This window comes from Pseudomonas sp. JZ134, assembly GCF_051027695.1.
GTDB lineage: Bacteria > Pseudomonadota > Gammaproteobacteria > Pseudomonadales > Pseudomonadaceae > Chryseomonas > Chryseomonas luteola.
Genome location: NZ_CP069250.1, coordinates 459,654 through 476,623 on the forward strand (window position 1 = coordinate 459,654; position 16,970 = coordinate 476,623).

Consider the following 16,970-nt stretch of genomic DNA (forward strand, 5'->3'; position numbering starts at 1 on the left):
ACAGGCCTAAGCCTGTTCCTCTTCAAGCGTCTCCGTTATTGCAGGCGCGACCGATTCTTCCTTGCGATGAATGTATTTCCAGTCATCCTCATCGATATAAATACCATTCGGACTGTTGCCGCCCTCAAGGTCTATCGCCACGTGGGCGGCTACCTGAGGCTTTACGCTGGCCAGGATAGGTACGAAGCCTAGCTGGCGGCTCGTCTCGATCAGGGCCATCTGATTACGTTCGTCAATGTCCGCGGCTTCGTCGAGATAGTAGGGCAGACGTATGCGGCTGGCTTGTTCACGATCCATCAAGTGCAGGAGCAGGTACATGTTGGTCAGTGCCTTGATGGTCATGGTCGTGCCGTTTGAGGCTGCACCGTCAATATCGGTATGAATGATCGGTTGGCCACCGACCTTGGTAATTTCAAAGGCCAGTTCGAACAGATCTTTCAGGCCCAGCTGGTTATGGTTGGCTGCAACCAGGCGAGCAAGATATTCCTTGGCCTCTTCGTTCTTGGCGTCCTGCTCGGCGCTTTGGGTAAGATCGAAAACAGAAAGCGTTTCGCCCTCTTCATATTGGCCTGCGCTGTGAATGATCTGATCGATGTGCTTGAGCGCGTCCTTGTTTGGCGCGAGAACAATGCGAAAGCTTTCCAGGTTCGAAACCTGACGGCGGTTGATTTCTCGGTTGAAGAGTCCTAGCTGGTGCTCCAGGTTGTCGTAGTCGTTACGGATGTTGCGCAGCGTACGGGCAATATCGGTCACAGCGGCGCGACGAGCTTTGGCCAGCGTCAGTGCTTCGTCCTGGCGATGGGCGTAGGCATTGACGAGTAGGGTCAGTCGGCGCTCCGGGTCGTCTTCGTTGTCAAACTTGGCGACTCCTTTGAGGCGAACCTGGGCATAGAGGGCGTCGATTTGTGTATCGATACGCTGCAAGGCTTGCCAGGTGTCTTGATAGTCGTTAAGCAGGGGCAGCAGGTTATCCAGCGAGTCATCTACTGATTCCATGAAGGGAATTCCCTGGGGAAGATCGCTAGGAAGAAGCTGCCGGCGACGCAGAGAGTCGTCCAGGGTACGTTGCTTGGCTTCCAGATCGGCCAGTTGGCGTGCGATCAGCTGAAGCTTTACGGAAACCTGCTGAACACGTTCAGTAAATGCATCGCTTGAACGCTTGAGCTCGTCCTGGGAGGCTTCGAGTTGAGCCAGCTGCTCGAGTTTTTCAGCCTCCTGGGCAGCCAGCGTCTGATAGCGACGGAAGTCTTCCAAAGCTTTTTGAGCATCCAGTACTTCCTGATAGAGCTTATCGGACTGCGCCTTGCTCAAGACGCGATCAGCGGCAACGGCTTGCTGGGTCTTGAGCTGCTTGAGTTCGCGTTCCAGACGATCACGCTGGTCGCGTAGTGCAGCGCGGTCAGCTAGCGCCTGTAAGGTTGGAGGCTCAATGGAGGAAAGGTCTATCGAGAGGCCTGGAGCCTCGAAGCGATCCCCGTTGAAGCCATCCAGTACAGTAGTAAGTGTCTTCATCCACTGGGTATCATCCAGACGGACGCCCTGTTCACCCAAAGGCAGGCTGAACAATGCGCCATTAAACAGGCGCATCAGCCGATCAACATCCTGCTGCGAAAACTCCTCACGTAGACGCGCATAGCTGTTGTTATCCGCGTGATCTAATTGCTGAGCGATCGATTTAAGACGCTTTTCAAGGTCACGGACACGCTCGTCAAGATCGCCACTGCTGAACTGTCTTGACTGGGACAGGGCGCCAGCCAGCTCATCATGCGCGTCTTTGGCAGCCATGAGGTTCTGCTCGAGCTGAGCGGCAGATTCAACCAGGGCAAAGCGGTTCTTCAGGGCGGCCATCTCTCCCAGCCAACGCTGGATCTCGCTGAGCTGGCGTTCCAGACGCATCATTTCCTGGGTGCTGTTACGCTGAGTGTTCTGCAGGCGATCCTGTTCGCTGCGCAAGTGTTCGGCCTGGCTGACCAGCTCATCGCGGCGATCTTCCGAATAGGTTTGCCACGCACCGAGAAGTGCATCCAGCAGCGGCGAAAGGCGGTGCAGTTTACCGCGCAGCCGTTCGCGTTGCTGGACACCGTTGGCCAGCGCCTCTACCAGCGGGCCGGCTGCGACCAGAGCCTGATAGTCCTGTTCCATACGACGTACATCACGGAAGGCTTCTTCAGTGGCGGCGATGTAGTCGACGCTGCCGGAGCGCAGGCTGTGCTCGAAGGCATCGAGGAATAACTGCTTGAGCTTGGCCGCCGTGATTTCACGCATGTGGAGCAGGTTGATAAACAAGGCTCGGAAGGTCTTGAGGCTTTGTTCACTGGTGGAGCGCAGAGGGATCAGCGTCAGGTCCAGAGGAATGGAGGTATGGCCGCCAACCAGAAGACGCCTTAGCTCCTCAGGTTTGACCTCGTAAGCCTTGATGCCTTCTCGCTCCAAATTCTTGAACAGCTCGCGTTGCCTTAGGCAGGTGCCGTTTTTCTGGTAGTGAGCCAGATCCAGCTCGCCGGCGTAAGCAAAGAACTGGTGGCCAAAACCGCCTCCCGGCCCGCGGCCTACTACACCAATCACATGGGGGCCGTGGGGCAGAGAAAGCTCTACCAGGATATAACTGGTGTCGGTAGCGAAGTAAAACTTGCGTGATTGCTCGAGGTTGTACTTGCCAAAGCTCATGTCAGACATGCGCGCCAGGATAGGAAACTGAAGCGCATTAATTGAGGCGCTCTTGCCCAGGTTGTTGGCGCCGTAGACTGACAACGGATGTTCAAGCGGAAAAAGCCCCAGGCTGTAACCCGCTGTATTGAGCAGGGCAAAGCGGCGGATGCCGTAACGGGTCAGGCTCATGCGTCGGTCTCCTGGTAAGCGCGTTCTTCTGCGACGGCTCGGGCCAGCTCGTCCTCCTCATCAAGTGTCGTCAAGGCGTCGATATCGTCATCAAGCAATTCGGGGGCGGGCAAGGGCAGATCACTGTGGAGCGTGGCGGCCAGATCCCGGTCCTGCTGAACTGCCAGGCAGACGTCCAAAAAGCGGTGCATGGGCGGCAGGAAGCGATAGATACCGTTGTCTTCCGAGGCAAAGCCAAGCTGGGTCAGGCGTCGCAGGATTTTTTCCTCCAGCTCATCTTGCGTTTGTACTTCAGCCTGCAGGAACAGGTCTCGGTACTTTTCCAGCAGGGCCGGCAGTTCGTCACGACCTAAGCTGCCGCCATCCAGAACACTGAGCGGATCACGACCCTGATCCGCCAGATGCTCGACCATGATGAACGTGAACAGCGCCAAGCGCTGGGCCGTCTTGTTTACCTGGGCGCCCATTTGTTCAGGCACGAAGTAATAAAAACCACGTGTATCGCAAACAAGCTCGAAGCCCAGCGCCTTGAAGAGGGTTCGATAGGCATCCTGAAGGTTGGACAGTTGTGCGTATAGCTCGGGCTCGCGGCGGCTGATATGAAAGCCCTTGAGCAGCTCGCGGAAAATCGGCGCAAGCAAGGAGAGTTCAGTTAAATCAATGTGCATGGGTGGTGCTCGCAGTATCTCGGGCGGAGAGGGCGAAAGAGCACAGGCTGACCCGGTGCTCGGCAGTATCGTAATCACGGCGCGGCAGACGCTCGCGCTGGAAGCGGCTGTCGCGGGAGAGACGAGAGAACCAGTACAGGAGCTCGTCGGTGGCGCCTTCAGGCTCCTGTTCGAGTAGCCAGATCATGAGGTCCGGCATAGGCAGGGCATTTTCGCAGCGATCCAGCATTTCACGGGCGGTACGAGGTGCCTTGGGCTTCGTGGTTTCCTTGCGTGACTCGCTTGCCTTGGGAAATTGCGCTGGCTTGGGCTCGAAGCGTGCCAGGGCGTATACATAGCTTTCCACCTGAGAGGCTGTACCCAGGAAGACGCTCTGGGGGCGACTGAAGAGGGGAATAGCTGTCTGCGGAACGGCATCCAGACCTTTACGGCGTATAGCGGCCAACGCCAGGGCCGCGCCACGAGTAATGGCATTGTGGCGGCGGGCTTCTTCACGTAGCGGCAGTAGCAGCTCACGTGCACGGCGCAGCGAGAGTTGGGCCGTCGTCTGCATTTCAAGGATTCGGGCATGGGTGCGCAGCAGCAGATCATCATCGACCAGCTTTCCCAGGCGATGTTGCTCACCCATCAGGCGTAACAGGACGTGCTCGACCCGATTGACGCCTTTCTCGAAGATGCCATCGGCCGAGACGAGCTGAATCATGGGTTCGACATATTCGTCCCAGGTAGCCAGGACTTCGGCGTAACGCTGGCGCAACGGGATCTGACGATCACTGGTCTTGGCCCGCTCGGCGACCCCTACAAGGGCGTGCTCGTCGTTACTCAGCTTTTTCAGGACGTCCCGTACACGCATATCCAAAAGGCGCAGCTGTCGGGCCAGTTCATTGCTGTCCCGTGCTTCGAAAGCATCTTGGATATGAGCGGCAAGCCGTTCCAGGTGGCGCAGGTAGGCTTCTATTTCAAGGCATAGACCCAGGCGGTGTTCGCGGCGCAGGTAGGCCAGGAAATCATGAATCTGTGCGTTAAGCTCGAAACGGTTAGGGCTCTTGGCAACCGGGACCAGAATATCCAGGCGGATCCACGCATCGAGTAGTGCCGTGATATCGGCTGGCGTGCTGTCAGGTAGCTGGGCTCCAAGCCGGGTGCGGAGTTCTACAAGGCTCAGCGTGCCGCTGTCGAAGTGCTCGCACAGTGGGTCCAGCTGCGCCCAGTGTTCGGCAAGTGCGCGGAGAACGCGCTTGGGATCGATCATGACGGGGCCGTTTGCACAAAAGAGTCAATTGTACTGTATGGCCCTGGGCTAAAGGATCAGCTTTGACATGTGGTCGGCCAGTTTGCGTAATGAGTACGCTTTGGCCTTTCCGTCAGGTAGCAAGGCGCGCGATAATTGGTCTTTTTACAGCGTCCGCTGCGGCGCTGATCTATGATGAGCCGTATGACTTTTTTGTTGCTGACGGAATGCTGCCAATGATGGCCGAAGATCGGCGCCGCGCGTATCTGCGCGCCATGCAGATAGACGTCTGGCTGCCACGAACGACGCTGCCTTTTGCTGCACCTTCCCGTCCGGAATTGCTGGCATATGTCGATCCAACTGCCTTGCCCGAGGAGCCAGCACCGGCTGTCGCTCGGCCAGCCCCCAAGGTGGAGGCGCCGGCTGCAAAGCTGGTTCGACCGGAGCGTCCTGCTGTTTCTTCGGCCAAGGTCTCCACGCCGCCTGAGTCTGAATCTCGTCCTGAGCCGGTCAAGCGAGAAGCGCCGCCTCGCTTTTCCCTGCAATTACTGCGAGCCGGATCTTGCCTTCTGCTGGTCGATCTACCGGCAGGCGCTTCTCTGGCAGGACGCGATCCTGCCTATGTACTCCTCAGAAACATGCTGCATGCGGCTGGTCTGCCTGACAGGCCCCAGTCATTGGGTGAGCCTATTCGCTGGCCGTTACTGGCCAATGCAGCGCTTGATCAGGGGCCTGCCGAAGCGCGAACCTTTGTGCAGAGTGTTGTGGCCTCTCAACTGGAAACCGAAACCTGCGATTGCCTCTGGTTGGTAGGTAGCGCCGCCGCTCGCTTTGTTTCAAGCGATGATGTGAAAATCGAATGCCAGGAAATCCGACTGGATAGTCTCGGTTCTGCCTGGGTCATTCCGGGGCTTGAAGCCCTCATGGAGCAACCCCGCCTAAAAGCTGATGTATGGCGTGCCATGCAGCGTATCCGCCCCCGTTGGACAGATGTTAGATGAGCGATTCCATTCATTTTCGGCCGATGACCGAAGCCGATCTCAATGCTGTTCTCAAGATTGAATATGCTGCCTTTAGTCACCCATGGACACGCGGTATTTTTCTGGACGGCCTTAAGTCCTACAACTGCTGGGTAATGTTTGAAGGTGAGCAGCAAGTGGGACACGGTGTGATTAATGTCATTCTGGATGAGGCCCATCTGTTGAACATCACCGTGAAGCCGGAAAGCCAGGGTAAAGGCCTGGGTTACCAGCTCCTGGATCACCTTATGAAGCAGGCTCGCCTGGCAGATGCCAGAGAGTGCTTTCTTGAAGTTCGCGAAAGTAACCAAGCGGCCTATCGACTCTATGAACGCTATGGTTTCAATGAAATAGGCCGTCGTCGGGATTACTATCCTGCCGCCGGCGGGCGAGAAGACGCCCTGGTCATGGCGTGCACGCTGCTGGACTAAGCCAGGACTTAATGTCCTGGCTTCTTCTCGTTCAGATCAAAATCATCAGCAGGCTGCTCAATATCAAGGTCGGTTGCATCCAGGTCGGCTGAGTTCTCGGCACGGCGCTGGTCGGCCTCGTTCACTTCGTCCGGGTTGCCATCCCATTTTTCACCATCCAGCGGCAGGACGCGGCCCATTTCGGCTTCGTCCATGCCAACGCCACCACCGATGTCCCTGTCACTGACTACGGTCAGTTCCTTGTCGACAGGCCATGCATCACCGTATTCATTCGGATTACGTGCGCCTGAGTCGTCCAACAAGGTTTCAGGCGTCATGTCATCCAGGGTAACGTGGTGATCGGCTGTTTCGCCTTCCGTCATGCCCGCTTCACTGACGCGCTCCGGAGGGAACTGGCCTTCGTAGTCTTCTTCGGTCTGCTGGCCTCGGTCCTTGCCATGGAATAGCTCATCGTTGAAGTTCAATTCCTGCATGCCGCCCATGCGGTCTTCGTTATCGTCGATGGGCAGAGGGTCTCGGTTCATATCAGACTTTTTCATAAGCGTCTCCTCAAGAGATTCGGCTATCCCATACAGTCGAGTCATGTTGGTGTGACCCCATTTAGGCGACGGGATTCCTTTTGTTCGCCTATGCTCGATCTGCCAAGGAGTTGTCGAAAACCCTTCGAACGATGATGAAAATTCACAGTCAGAGCGTACATGATGAATTCAGAGATCGAATTACCCGTACCTCTTCAGCGCTGCGCTTTTTTTCTCGACTTGGACGGAACGCTTGCTGCCCTACAGCCCCGCCCGGAGCAGGTTTTTATTCCTGAAAAAACGCTTTCTTCAATTCATACGCTTACCCAGGCAGGCATACCTGTCGCGGTAGTGTCTGGACGCCGAATCGATGATATCGATCATCTGGTCAAGCCGTTGCAATTGCCAGCTGGAGGCATTCATGGTGCCGAGCGCCGCGATTATTCAGGCCGGATGCATCGTCTGGCGCTCGACGCTGATCTGCTGGCGTGCGTAGGCGCAGAGCTTGGCGCTGCCATTGAATCGCATCCTACGCTCTATCTGGAAAGCAAAGGCATGGCGTTTGCGCTGCATTATCGTCAGGCGCCTGAGCTGGAAGATGAAGCGCGGCGGATTGCCGAAACCCTGGTTGAGCGTTATCCGCAGCAGCTGACGTTGCAGCCCGGCAAAAGCGTGTTTGAACTTAAGCCTAAAGGCGCGAGTAAGGGCGCGGTGATACGTACCTTCATGCGTGAGGCACCCTTCGATGGACGAGTCCCTGTCTTTCTCGGTGACGACCTGACCGACGAGGCTGGCTTTGAAGTCATCAATGAAATGGGAGGCCTTTCCATCAAAATCGGAGAAGGCTCGACTGTGGCGCAGCAACGACTGGAGTCGGTCGAAGCTGTGGCCGATTGGCTGTGCGGCCTGGCAGAACAAGCCGGTAACGCACGCGTAGAACAAGAGGATTGAAGATGAGCCGTTTGGTGGTAGTTTCTAACCGTGTAGCACCCATTGAACCGGGAAAGGCTCCGTCGGGAGGATTGGCAGTAGGCGTGCTCGACGCATTGCGGCAGTCAGGCGGTATCTGGCTGGGCTGGAATGGCGATGTTTCCAATGAGGAAGTGCCGCCCGGCAAGAACGAGACACACGATAACATCACCTATCATACCTTCGCGCTCAACAAGCGTGACTATGATCAGTATTACCGCGGCTTTGCCAATGCAACGCTGTGGCCGGTTTTTCACTATCGTGTCGATCTCTCGCGCTACAGCCGGGAAGAGTACGATGGTTACCGTCGCGTCAACGCAGCTATGGCAGAGCGTCTCAAGCCTCTGTTAAAGCCTGACGATATCATTTGGGTGCATGATTACCACCTGATTCCCTTTGCGGAAGCCTGTCAGATGATCGGTATCCGCAACCGTATCGGGTTCTTCCTGCACACACCGTTCCCGGCGCCTGAAATCCTGACAGCCATTCCGCCACACAATGAGCTGCTCAAGACGTTGTGCTTCTATGATGTGGTGGGCTTTCAGACGGAAACGGACAAGCTGGCATTCCAGGATTACATTACACGCGAAGTTCGTGGCGTGCTGGAGAGCGATGGCAGCCTTACGGCGTATGGCCATAACTTCCGTGCCGAGGTCTATCCGATCGGTACTGTACCGGACGATATTATCAAGCAGGCCGAATCCTACCGCGCACGCCGTAACTTCATCTCGCGCAGTATCGAAGGTGTGCCTTATAAGACGATTGTCAGCGTGGACCGTCTTGATTACTCAAAAGGGCTGGTGGAACGCTTTTGCGCTTATGAAAAGCTGCTAGAGCGATTTCCTGAGCACCGCAAGCGGGTGCAGTTTGTTCAGATCGCACCGACTTCTCGCTCCGATGTGAAAACCTATCAGCATATTCGTCAACAGCTTGAGTCCCAGGCGGGTCATATCAATGGTCGCTTCTCCGAGCTGGATTGGACACCGATTCGTTATCTGAACAAGAGCTATGACCGCCGTACCGTCATGGGGCTGTTCCGCTCTGCAGATATTGGTCTGGTAACGCCGCTGCGAGATGGTATGAATCTGGTAGCCAAAGAATATGTGGCTGCGCAGGATCCAGAAGATCCTGGCGTATTGGTACTCTCGCGTTTTGCAGGGGCAGCCCGTGAGCTCAACTCGGCGCTTATTGTGAACCCTTACGATGTGGTGGGCATGGCCGAAGCCCTTGATCGCGCCATTAGTATGCCGCTACAGGAGCGTAAGGATCGCTATGAGGACATGATGCGGATTATCCGCAAGAATGATCTGGCCTCCTGGCGTGACAAGTTCCTCAAGGATTTGCGGGCGGTAAAGGCCAGGCCTGTAGCTAACCTGCGTGCAGTAGGAGCTACAGGCGCTTAAGTGGCAAAGGCTTAAAAAGGCCCGCAATGTAGCGGGCTTTTTTATGGAAATTTTTCGCAGGCAATAAAAAAGGGTCTAGCCGAAGCTAGACCCTAGAAATAGGTGGTGGCTACGCAGGGACTTGAACCCCGGACCCCAGCATTATGAATGCTATGCTCTAACCAGCTGAGCTACGTAGCCATCCGAGGCGCGCATTATTCTTTCTCCAAAGCCCTGTGTCAACCCCTCTTTTTCATTTAATTGCTTAAAAACTAACGTTTTTTTATGAATGAGCGACTGCATTGGTAAAAGCGCCTGGAAAGGCGCTTTCGTTTAGGTCCGATAATGGCAGTGTGTTAAGCAAACTTTGTTCAGGCCGTAGCAGTCCTTAACAGGAGCGTCTTCTAAAGGCGTATTTCTAGACCAGGAGAAAGCAATGGATAACTATCACGTCACTAAAGGCGACAAGGGCTGGGAGCTGAAAAAGGAAGGCGCAGCCCGTGCCTCCAAAAGCGCTGAGACTAAGGCGCAGCTCGTAGAGCAGATGCATGAGTTTTTTGAGGGAAAGACGGCGTCAGTCAAAATTCACAAGGTGGATGGCACCCTTGAGGAGGAGCGTACCTATCCTCGTAGCGCCGATCCACGCAAGTCAAAAGGTTAGAGCAAGGGTGCCGTTGCGGCTATCAGTCAGCAGAGAGGCAACGGCGACTCCCGTGTATGTCCGGTCAAGGACGACTAGGGCTTCATGAGCTTGCCCCAAATTGCCCTTTAGCACCTTTAAAGAATGAACTGTTTCTCAATTTGAAAGGGTGTTTAAACGGTATTGGCACTTAAAGACGATTCGTTACTTATTAGGCAATATTCATTTGTCCACTGAGCATTATATCTACAATGACTTTTCTGTAATCATTACGTCATCTCCCTGTGCTGCCCCGTTCCGATAATTAAAGAACAAACTCCGGACCTGTTTATAAGTAGGTATTCGCCTGCTTGTTTATCAGGGAGAAGGTAACTTTATAGTTGGAAGCGAGATGAAAATGAAAGGTTTGATTGTAGCTGCCCTTGTCCTTGCCAGCAGTTCCGTATTAGCTGACCAAATCCCCTCCGATGCCGCCAGCACGCCTGTTGTCGAGCATTACACGTATTCAGACCACCTGGATATCAAACGTGTCATCGACAGTCCCGACATCACCAGTTTCTGTGGTGTCCGTCCTGTACGCATGACATATGAAGACCATAATGACAAAGTTCATGTAATGGAGTATCAGGTTTCGGGCTCTGGTTGTAATGATAACTAATAGGGTTATTTAATCTATTTGATGGTCAGATGTAATTGTTGATTTAATTTTATTTGATATTTTCTGATGAAAAGAGGTGCCTTGCATACTTGTTCAAGGCACCTCTTTTTGTTTTTGAATTAAAAATAGTTTATTTAAACGGCACGCTTGACGAGCGCTTTTACTTACCTGCTGAGGGACTTAAAAATACGCCCCTGCTTTCATAAACGTTTGTGTTGTGCGAGGTAACGCACGGTTACAGGCTAACAAAAGCAGGGTAATGCCTGTCAGAGTGAAGGCCTCGGTGGCATCGGTTGCCTCGAGGCGTTTCATTTTTAATGCGCAGAGAGGACACGCATGCGAATCAGCATTCGACAGATCACGATGCTCTTCCTTATGTTTCTGGCAGGTGCGGCATATGCTCAGGCTCAGCAGAGCCAGTCGGATCCAATCAGAATTCTGTTTGTAGGTAACAGCTATACCTATGTCAATGACTTGCCAGCCGTACTGAGTGAGATGTCCAGGCAAGGCAAGCAGGCCCGTCCGATCGAGACCAAGACGCTGGCTTTCTCGGGCGCATCGCTTGAGCAGCATTGGACGAAAAAGGACGTTCAGCAGGCGTTGCAGGAGCAGAAGTGGGACTACGTCGTCTTGCAGGAGCACAGCATGTTGCCGGTCAAGAATCCAGACTTCATGTACAAGTATGCCCGGCTGATCGATGCTGAGGTCAAAAAGAACGGTGCCAAGACAATCCTGTACCTGACGTGGGCTCGCCAGAACGACCCGGCGATGCAGGCCAAGCTGGATAAGGCGTACACGACACTGGCCAATGAGCTGGGTGCGCTGTTGGCGCCAGTGGGGCAGGCCTGGCAGACTGCTTTGGCGGAAAAGCCTCAACCGTCGCTGTTCCTGCCTGACGGTAGCCATCCTTCCTTCACCGGCTCGTACATAGGCGCTTCGGTGTTTTATTCGCTGATCTACGGTCAGATGCCGCCCCAGCCTAGTGCAGCAGAGTCCAAGCGGCTGGAAAAGGCGAACGCAGGAGAGTTGCAGCAGGCTGCCTGGAAAGCAGTTCAGTCTTTGTCACCAGCATTGCGGACTTCACCGGACAAGGCAATGCACGCCTCGGCTCAGTAGCAAGGGAGGCTCGCCCAAGGAGAGCCCTGGGCGAGACCTATGACTCAAGGTATATATTTCTTTTCCTGTAGGCGCTTGATTGCGCCTATCAGGCAGTCTTCGGTGCTGACCGCTTCTGTAAAGCCTGCACGACGAATCTTGCCCATATCCGAGATCATGTCGAACTCGGTGTTGAAGACAAAATCGCCAAACTTCCAGCCTACAAGCTTCTCATACGGTACGGATTCCAGCTGGTGCTGCTCAGCCAGTTTTTGCCAGTCGTCAGCCTTGCTCGGCATCTGTGTTGCCAGTGAGAAAGGCTGCGGATCGGCGACGTCCATATCCAGGGCTTCACCAATCTTGTGCCAGAGCCGCTCCCAGCGGAACGGCTCGCCGACCAGGTTGAACGCTTCGTTGCGAGCGGCCGGGTCCAGCGCCGCCCATACACTGGCTCGTGCCAGCCAGTGTGCATCGGTCAGCTGAGCCAAGACCCCACGGTAGGCTTTCATCGAGCCCGGGAAGCGCAAGGGCACACCGGCTTGTTTACTCAGGGCTGCAAAGGCCCCGATGACCAGCGCGATGTTCATGGGATTGCCTGCAATATCACCCACCACCACATCAGGACGCAGAATAGACCACTCGAATTCTCCCTGGGCGGCGCGCTCGCGTAGCAGGTCTTCCTGGGTGTAATAAAAATTAGGCGAGAGGTGGCGCGGGTCATCCTCATAAAAAGGCGCCGCTGTTGGACCCAGGTGCACGCCGTAAACCTTGGCCCCCTGGTAGTGAACGACACGTTGGAGCTTAGCGCCGGCAGACTTCAGGCCGTCCAGTACATTGCGCAGCATGGCGCCATTAATGTCGGCTTCCTTGGCCAGGCTGCTATCAGGGCGTAACGCTGCATAAAAGACATGAGTTGTATCCCCCGCCTGGCTCAGCGCCTGGGCCGTAGCGTTGGCGTCAGTCAGATCAAGATCAATGGTTTCAACGTTCGGTACGAAGGTACGACGGACGGCGCGGACCCGCCATTCAGGATTTTCGGCCAGAGTTTCAACAACGGCATTACCGATGATGCCGCTTGCCCCAACGACCAGGGCAACCTTGGAAGCTGACATGTGCGTTCTCCACTAAATAGATAACAAGTTGGATGAGGTCTGTTTGACGTTACTAAGCTGATAACGCTCATCCCTACTTGGTTCCGAAAACCAATAGCGTCCTAATGGATATATCGACAGGATATCGAACCGACAGCAACGTCATGCGGTCGATGAATGAAGCTTCAACACGTATTGCCAGTAGAGGCTTGGTTAGACGGAAGGGCTACAGCGGCGTGCAGTGAATGTCCTGTTCTGACCCGGACTTGCCAATTCACCTGTCAGAGCCTGACATTCATAGGAAGATTACATATGTCGACGTCTTCACCCGAGCCCGATACAAAACTGCGCCGCGCGATTACAGGTCCTTTGCTGCTGTTATTCATCCTCGGGGATGTGCTTGGGGCCGGGGTGTATGCACTGGCGGGGAAGATTGCAGGTGAGGTAGGCGGAGCCATCTGGGTGCCTCTGGTAGTGGCAATGGGATTTGCCATGTTGACGGCGGCCTCGTATGCAGAGCTCGTCACCAAATATCCAAAAGCTGGAGGCGCTGCGGTGTTTGCCGCACGGGCCTTCAAGCATCCCCTTGTGTCCTTTCTAGTGGGTTTTTCGATGTTGGCCGCCGGTGTCACGAGTGCTGCCGGCCTTTCCCTGGCCTTTGCGGGTGATTATCTCGGGGCGTTTATTCACGTTTCGCCTACGATGACAGCGCTGGTCTTTCTAACGCTGGTGGCTCTGCTTAATGCACGCGGGATCAAGGAGTCGCTTAATGCCAATCTGGTCATGACGCTGATTGAGCTGTCGGGGCTTTTATTGGTCGTTATTCTGGCCGTGTTGTATGTAAGTCATGGGCAGGGTGAGCCGGCGCGGGTTCTTCAATTTGCCGAGGGGACTTCTCCACCGCTAGCAGTATTGGGCGCTGCGCTGCTCGCCTTCTATTCGTTTGTAGGGTTTGAAGTGTCGGCCAACATTGCCGAAGAAGTGAAAGATGTAAGACGTATTTACCCAAGGACCTTGTTCGGTGCACTGCTGATCGCGGGCGTAATATATGTTCTGGTGGGGCTGGCGGCTTCCATCGTTTTGTCACCTGCACAACTGGTGGAATCTTCTGCGCCGTTGCTGGACGTGGTTCGGGCAACCGGCTACGGCATACCCCCGCAGCTGTTTGCCGTGGCGGCCTTGCTGGCGGTTTCCAATGGCGCATTGCTGACCATGATCATGGCAAGCCGTCTAGCTTATGGCATGGCCGAGGAGGGTCTGCTGCCCCCAGTGCTGGGGCGTGTACTGCCGCGTCGGCGTACGCCCTGGGTGGCGATTATTGCCACAACGCTTGTAGCCATGGCGTTGACTGTTACAGGGACGTTGTCGGCTCTGGCCGAGACGGTTGTGCTCCTACTGCTTTTTGTATTCATGAGTACGAACGTGGCCGTTTTGGTGCTGCGCCGCGACAAGGTCGATCAGCCGCATTTCCGGACCCCTACGCTGGTGCCGTTGCTGGCGATCGTGTCGTGTCTGGTGCTTTTGAGTCAGCAGAGCGCGGAGACCTGGCTGCGTGCCGGCATTCTGCTTGGAGTCGGCGTGGTGCTGTATTTCGTAACGCGTGCTCATTCGACACGTGAAGCGGCGGATGTTGTGTAAGACAAGGTCTTTGCAGGCCGGGCACGACCTGCAGGAACGTGTGATATGCGTTAAAAAATCCAGCGTTGTGGGCGCTGATGCATGTTGGCGCTGGCAGGTCTCCAGGGGCGAACGGAAAGTTCGGCCTGTGTGGCGGAGCTGGGCAGTGCAGCAGGTGCGTTGGGGTAGGCAGACAGGTTAGTGGTAAGCGTGGGTGAAGGTTGCGCCTGGGTTTCGTGTCCTAGAAACCAGGCGGCAACCACCAGCAGGGAAACAGCAAGACAAGATGCGGTACGGCTATGCAGGGAGTCCATTCCTTGGCTCTCACAGAGGATAATCAACCGCCTAAATCATATCGGGTAAGTTCATCTGTGAAGCCCTGGATGCCAACTTTATTGCAAAACCGGGCGAACTCTCACATCGGTATGTTGCATGGTTGGCACATGGGAGGCGTACCTCTTCAACTCGGGCGCAAGGTGCCTCGAAGGTGCTGACAGAATTCAATGACCTCATGAGCTCGCATGTGGTTGGATGAGTCTTCCGTCTGCCGCACGGCGGCCGTAATCATCGATTCGATGTTCTGGATATGAATCAGCTTGAGGTCGCTGCTCATATTGCCCAGTTCGATCAACTCCGCAATTCGGTTCTCAGAGCGGGTCAACAAGCGTTCGACAACATCAAGGCTCTCATCAAGCTCGTTTTTGACAGGGGAGGCGTAGAGGTAATCGGTGAGGGTGGGAGCAGGGCGGACTTGCGGTTCCATCGCGGGGTTCCTCATGTGACCTGTGCAGGAATATGGCACGCTCGAGGCAAGATGTATCGCTACTGGCACTTAGGCGCAAGAGCCTGACCTCGTCCAAGAGACGAGTGGTTTATACCGTCGTCGGTTGGTGTGCTGCAAGCGTCAAGGAGGCGGCTTCCGGCAGCGAAGCGCCGAAAGCCGCCTGTATCAGGCGTTCTGATCAATCACACTGCGGTAGAACAGCCATTCATGTTCAAGGGCATGGGCCTGGTTCTTGGCCTGCCTGAAACCATGGCGTTCGCTGGGGTAGAAATAGCCTTCGGCACGAATGCCGCGATCTTTGAGTGCATGAAGCATGGCCCGTGTCTGCTCCGGGACAACGACGGCGTCCAGCTCACCCTGGAAGAAGATGACCGGGACATCGATCGTGTCGGCATGCAGGAGAGGCGTCCGCGCCCGGTAACGCTCCGAATCCTTCTTAGGGTCGCCAATGAGCCAGTCCAGATAGTCGGCTTCGAATTTGTGGGTCACGCGAGCCAGAGCGGCCGGATCCGTTACGCCGTACAGGCTGGCGCCGCCGCAAAACACAGTATGGAACGCCAGCGCGCATAAAGCCGTATAGCCACCGGCGCTGCCGCCTCGGATAAAGGCGTGGGCCGGTTCGATCAATTCTTGCTCGGCCAGATAATCCACTACAGCGCAGGCATCTTCGACATCGGCCTCACCCCAGCGCAGGTGAAGCGCGTTGCGGTACTCCCGTCCGTAGCCGGTGCTGCCTCTGTAATTGAGATCGGCAACGGCAAAGCCGCGTTGTGTCCAGTACTGGATACGGGGATCGAAGACGGGGTAGCAGGCAGAAGTAGGGCCGCCATGAATGAATACTACCAGGGGGGGCTTGGCCTCTCCTGTCATGGCCGGGTAGAAAAAGCCGTGCGCTTCGCCATCGCCGCTGGGGTAACGTAGGGCCTTGGGTTGGCTGATGCGCTCGTTAGGCAATGGCGCAATACCGCCCGCCAGAATCTCGATGTTGCCATTCTGCCCGTTGATCTCAAGGATGCACGAGGGACGATTGGGCGCTGCGGCAATGCAATAGATGTATCCATCATGCAGGGCCAGGCTGCGAAAGCGGGTGAAGTCTTCCGCGAAGCGCAGCACTCGACCATCGGCCTCGCGTCTGCCCAGGTGGCCGAAGCCTTCTTCGAACCAAGTGGCGATGTAACGCTCGCCGCCCAGGCTGTACCAGCTTCTGCCGCCCAGCTGGAAGGGGGCGGCCGCATGATCGGCCTTGATGGCAGTCAGTCTGCTGACACCTGATGTGCACTCTCCCCACGGTTGCCACCAGCCGTCACGGTCGGACAGGCAGTAGAGCTGGTCCTGTTCATCAAAACGGGGCTGTTGAATCGACTCCGGATCGCTGCCTGCAATGCAGACCGGCGCCTCCCATTGCCCATTGTCCAGGCGTTCGGCGCACATGAGGCGGGTGGAGGTCCATGGTTGGTGTGGGCGACTCCACTCGATCCAGGCCAGGCGCTTGCCGCTGGGGCTCAACGTAGGCGAGGCGTAGAAGTCAGCACCCTCGGCCAAGACCTGACGGTGGCTGTCTGCGAGGGAAATAGCGACAAGCCGGTGAATGACGGCCTCGTCCTCATGGGCTTCTTCCACCGCCATGATGAGGTTGGCTGCATAGTGCAAATCACCATAGCGGCGTTTACCCTGGGTCAATGCCACAGGTTGGCTGCCATCGAGTGGTTGACGGTAAAGCTGTTGATCCGAGTCGTTGACGAAGACGGCCTCTGACTCGGTCAGGCAGAACGCGCCGCCTCCGTACTCATAAACGCGGCTGCGTGCACTGTAGCCATCCGGCGTCAGGCAGTGCGGTTTGCCATCATGCCAGCGCCATAGACGGCAGGCGCCGTCAGCAGGATCATACTGATTCCAGAAAAGCCCCAGTGCCGATGCCTGTAGCTCGGCAAAATCGATGCCTGCCGCGACGGCCTGTTGAGCGGTAAAGGTGCCGTCTGTGTCTGTAGAAGCAGGGTGCTGGTAAGCCATGGTGCTTCTCCGTTGCTAT

General features: G+C 55.8%; 16 protein-coding genes and 1 tRNA gene. 8 read left to right on the plus strand and 9 right to left on the minus strand.

Going from position 1 to position 16,970, the window contains the following annotated elements:
* Positions 1-6: 6 nt before the first annotated feature.
* From mksF to mksB, 3 genes are read right to left on the minus strand one after another with little or no spacing between them, the layout of a single operon-like run.
* A complete protein-coding gene (gene mksF / locus JQR86_RS02055) occupies positions 7-2,838 on the minus strand; it encodes an Mks condensin complex protein MksF (RefSeq protein ID WP_407362416.1) in 2,832 nt (943 codons plus the stop codon).
* Positions 2,835-3,506 (minus strand): Mks condensin complex protein MksE, encoded by a 672-nt coding sequence (gene mksE, locus JQR86_RS02060; RefSeq protein WP_010795947.1) that lies wholly within the window; start codon positions 3,504-3,506, stop codon positions 2,835-2,837. Before mksE ends, mksF begins: the two co-directional genes overlap by 4 nt.
* Positions 3,496-4,758, minus strand: coding sequence for an Mks condensin complex protein MksB (gene mksB, locus JQR86_RS02065; protein ID WP_289927203.1), 1,263 nt, complete (start codon positions 4,756-4,758; stop codon positions 3,496-3,498). Before mksB ends, mksE begins: the two co-directional genes overlap by 11 nt.
* A gap of 215 nt (positions 4,759-4,973) precedes the next feature.
* On the opposite strand from mksB, the gene JQR86_RS02070 reads away from it, so the two are divergent.
* Positions 4,974-5,738, plus strand: coding sequence for an energy transducer TonB (locus JQR86_RS02070; RefSeq protein ID WP_434154821.1), 765 nt, complete (start codon positions 4,974-4,976; stop codon positions 5,736-5,738).
* Positions 5,735-6,187: a ribosomal protein S18-alanine N-acetyltransferase gene (gene rimI, locus JQR86_RS02075; RefSeq protein WP_010795944.1), complete on the plus strand. Its 453-nt coding sequence runs from the start codon at positions 5,735-5,737 to the stop codon at positions 6,185-6,187. Before JQR86_RS02070 ends, rimI begins: the two co-directional genes overlap by 4 nt.
* Before the next feature lie 8 nt (positions 6,188-6,195).
* Here the strand turns inward: rimI and JQR86_RS02080 are convergent, their stop codons facing one another.
* Positions 6,196-6,726: a hypothetical protein gene (locus JQR86_RS02080; protein WP_407362414.1), complete on the minus strand. Its 531-nt coding sequence runs from the start codon at positions 6,724-6,726 to the stop codon at positions 6,196-6,198.
* A 162-nt stretch (positions 6,727-6,888) separates the two neighbouring features.
* Here JQR86_RS02080 and otsB point away from each other — a divergent pair, with 162 nt between their 5' ends.
* Both otsB and otsA read left to right on the plus strand, forming a co-directional pair.
* On the plus strand, positions 6,889-7,656 hold the full coding sequence (otsB, locus tag JQR86_RS02085) for a trehalose-phosphatase (RefSeq protein WP_407363411.1): 768 nt from the start codon (positions 6,889-6,891) through the stop codon (positions 7,654-7,656).
* Between the two features lie 2 nt (positions 7,657-7,658).
* On the plus strand, positions 7,659-9,077 hold the full coding sequence (otsA, locus tag JQR86_RS02090; RefSeq protein ID WP_010795941.1) for an alpha,alpha-trehalose-phosphate synthase (UDP-forming): 1,419 nt from the start codon (positions 7,659-7,661) through the stop codon (positions 9,075-9,077).
* 103 nt (positions 9,078-9,180) lie between these two features.
* Here otsA and JQR86_RS02095 read toward each other — a convergent pair.
* Positions 9,181-9,257: transfer RNA gene (locus JQR86_RS02095), tRNA-Met, on the minus strand.
* Positions 9,258-9,492: 235 nt separating this feature from the next.
* On the opposite strand from JQR86_RS02095, the gene JQR86_RS02100 reads away from it, so the two are divergent.
* The 3 genes from JQR86_RS02100 to JQR86_RS02110 all read left to right on the plus strand — a co-directional run bounded on the left by JQR86_RS02100 (position 9,493) and on the right by JQR86_RS02110 (position 11,470).
* Positions 9,493-9,717: a DUF2188 domain-containing protein gene (locus JQR86_RS02100; protein WP_074821781.1), complete on the plus strand. Its 225-nt coding sequence runs from the start codon at positions 9,493-9,495 to the stop codon at positions 9,715-9,717.
* Between the two features lie 370 nt (positions 9,718-10,087).
* A complete protein-coding gene (locus JQR86_RS02105) occupies positions 10,088-10,354 on the plus strand; it encodes a DUF2790 domain-containing protein (RefSeq protein ID WP_083397816.1) in 267 nt (88 codons plus the stop codon).
* A gap of 336 nt (positions 10,355-10,690) precedes the next feature.
* Complete coding sequence (locus JQR86_RS02110; protein WP_010795938.1) at positions 10,691-11,470, plus strand: DUF4886 domain-containing protein; 780 nt, start codon at positions 10,691-10,693, stop codon at positions 11,468-11,470.
* Between the two features lie 44 nt (positions 11,471-11,514).
* On the opposite strand, the gene JQR86_RS02115 is transcribed toward JQR86_RS02110, so the two are convergent.
* The gene (locus JQR86_RS02115) at positions 11,515-12,561 is read right to left on the minus strand and encodes an SDR family oxidoreductase (RefSeq protein ID WP_019366416.1); all 1,047 of its coding nucleotides are present in this window, start codon (positions 12,559-12,561) and stop codon (positions 11,515-11,517) included.
* A gap of 291 nt (positions 12,562-12,852) precedes the next feature.
* On the opposite strand from JQR86_RS02115, the gene JQR86_RS02120 reads away from it, so the two are divergent.
* Positions 12,853-14,178 carry an APC family permease gene (locus JQR86_RS02120; protein ID WP_019366415.1) on the plus strand — a complete coding sequence of 442 codons (1,326 nt, stop codon included), beginning with the start codon at positions 12,853-12,855 and terminating at the stop codon, positions 14,176-14,178.
* A 50-nt stretch (positions 14,179-14,228) separates the two neighbouring features.
* Here the strand turns inward: JQR86_RS02120 and JQR86_RS02125 are convergent, their stop codons facing one another.
* The 3 genes from JQR86_RS02125 to JQR86_RS02135 all read right to left on the minus strand — a co-directional run bounded on the left by JQR86_RS02125 (position 14,229) and on the right by JQR86_RS02135 (position 16,951).
* Positions 14,229-14,471 carry a hypothetical protein gene (locus JQR86_RS02125; protein WP_010795935.1) on the minus strand — a complete coding sequence of 81 codons (243 nt, stop codon included), beginning with the start codon at positions 14,469-14,471 and terminating at the stop codon, positions 14,229-14,231.
* 146 nt (positions 14,472-14,617) lie between these two features.
* Positions 14,618-14,920, minus strand: a complete 303-nt coding sequence (locus JQR86_RS02130; protein ID WP_010795934.1) for a hypothetical protein — start codon at positions 14,918-14,920, stop codon at positions 14,618-14,620.
* A 186-nt stretch (positions 14,921-15,106) separates the two neighbouring features.
* Entirely contained in the window at positions 15,107-16,951 is a 1,845-nt protein-coding gene (locus JQR86_RS02135) for a S9 family peptidase (protein WP_407362413.1), read from the minus strand.
* Positions 16,952-16,970 lie beyond the last annotated feature (19 nt).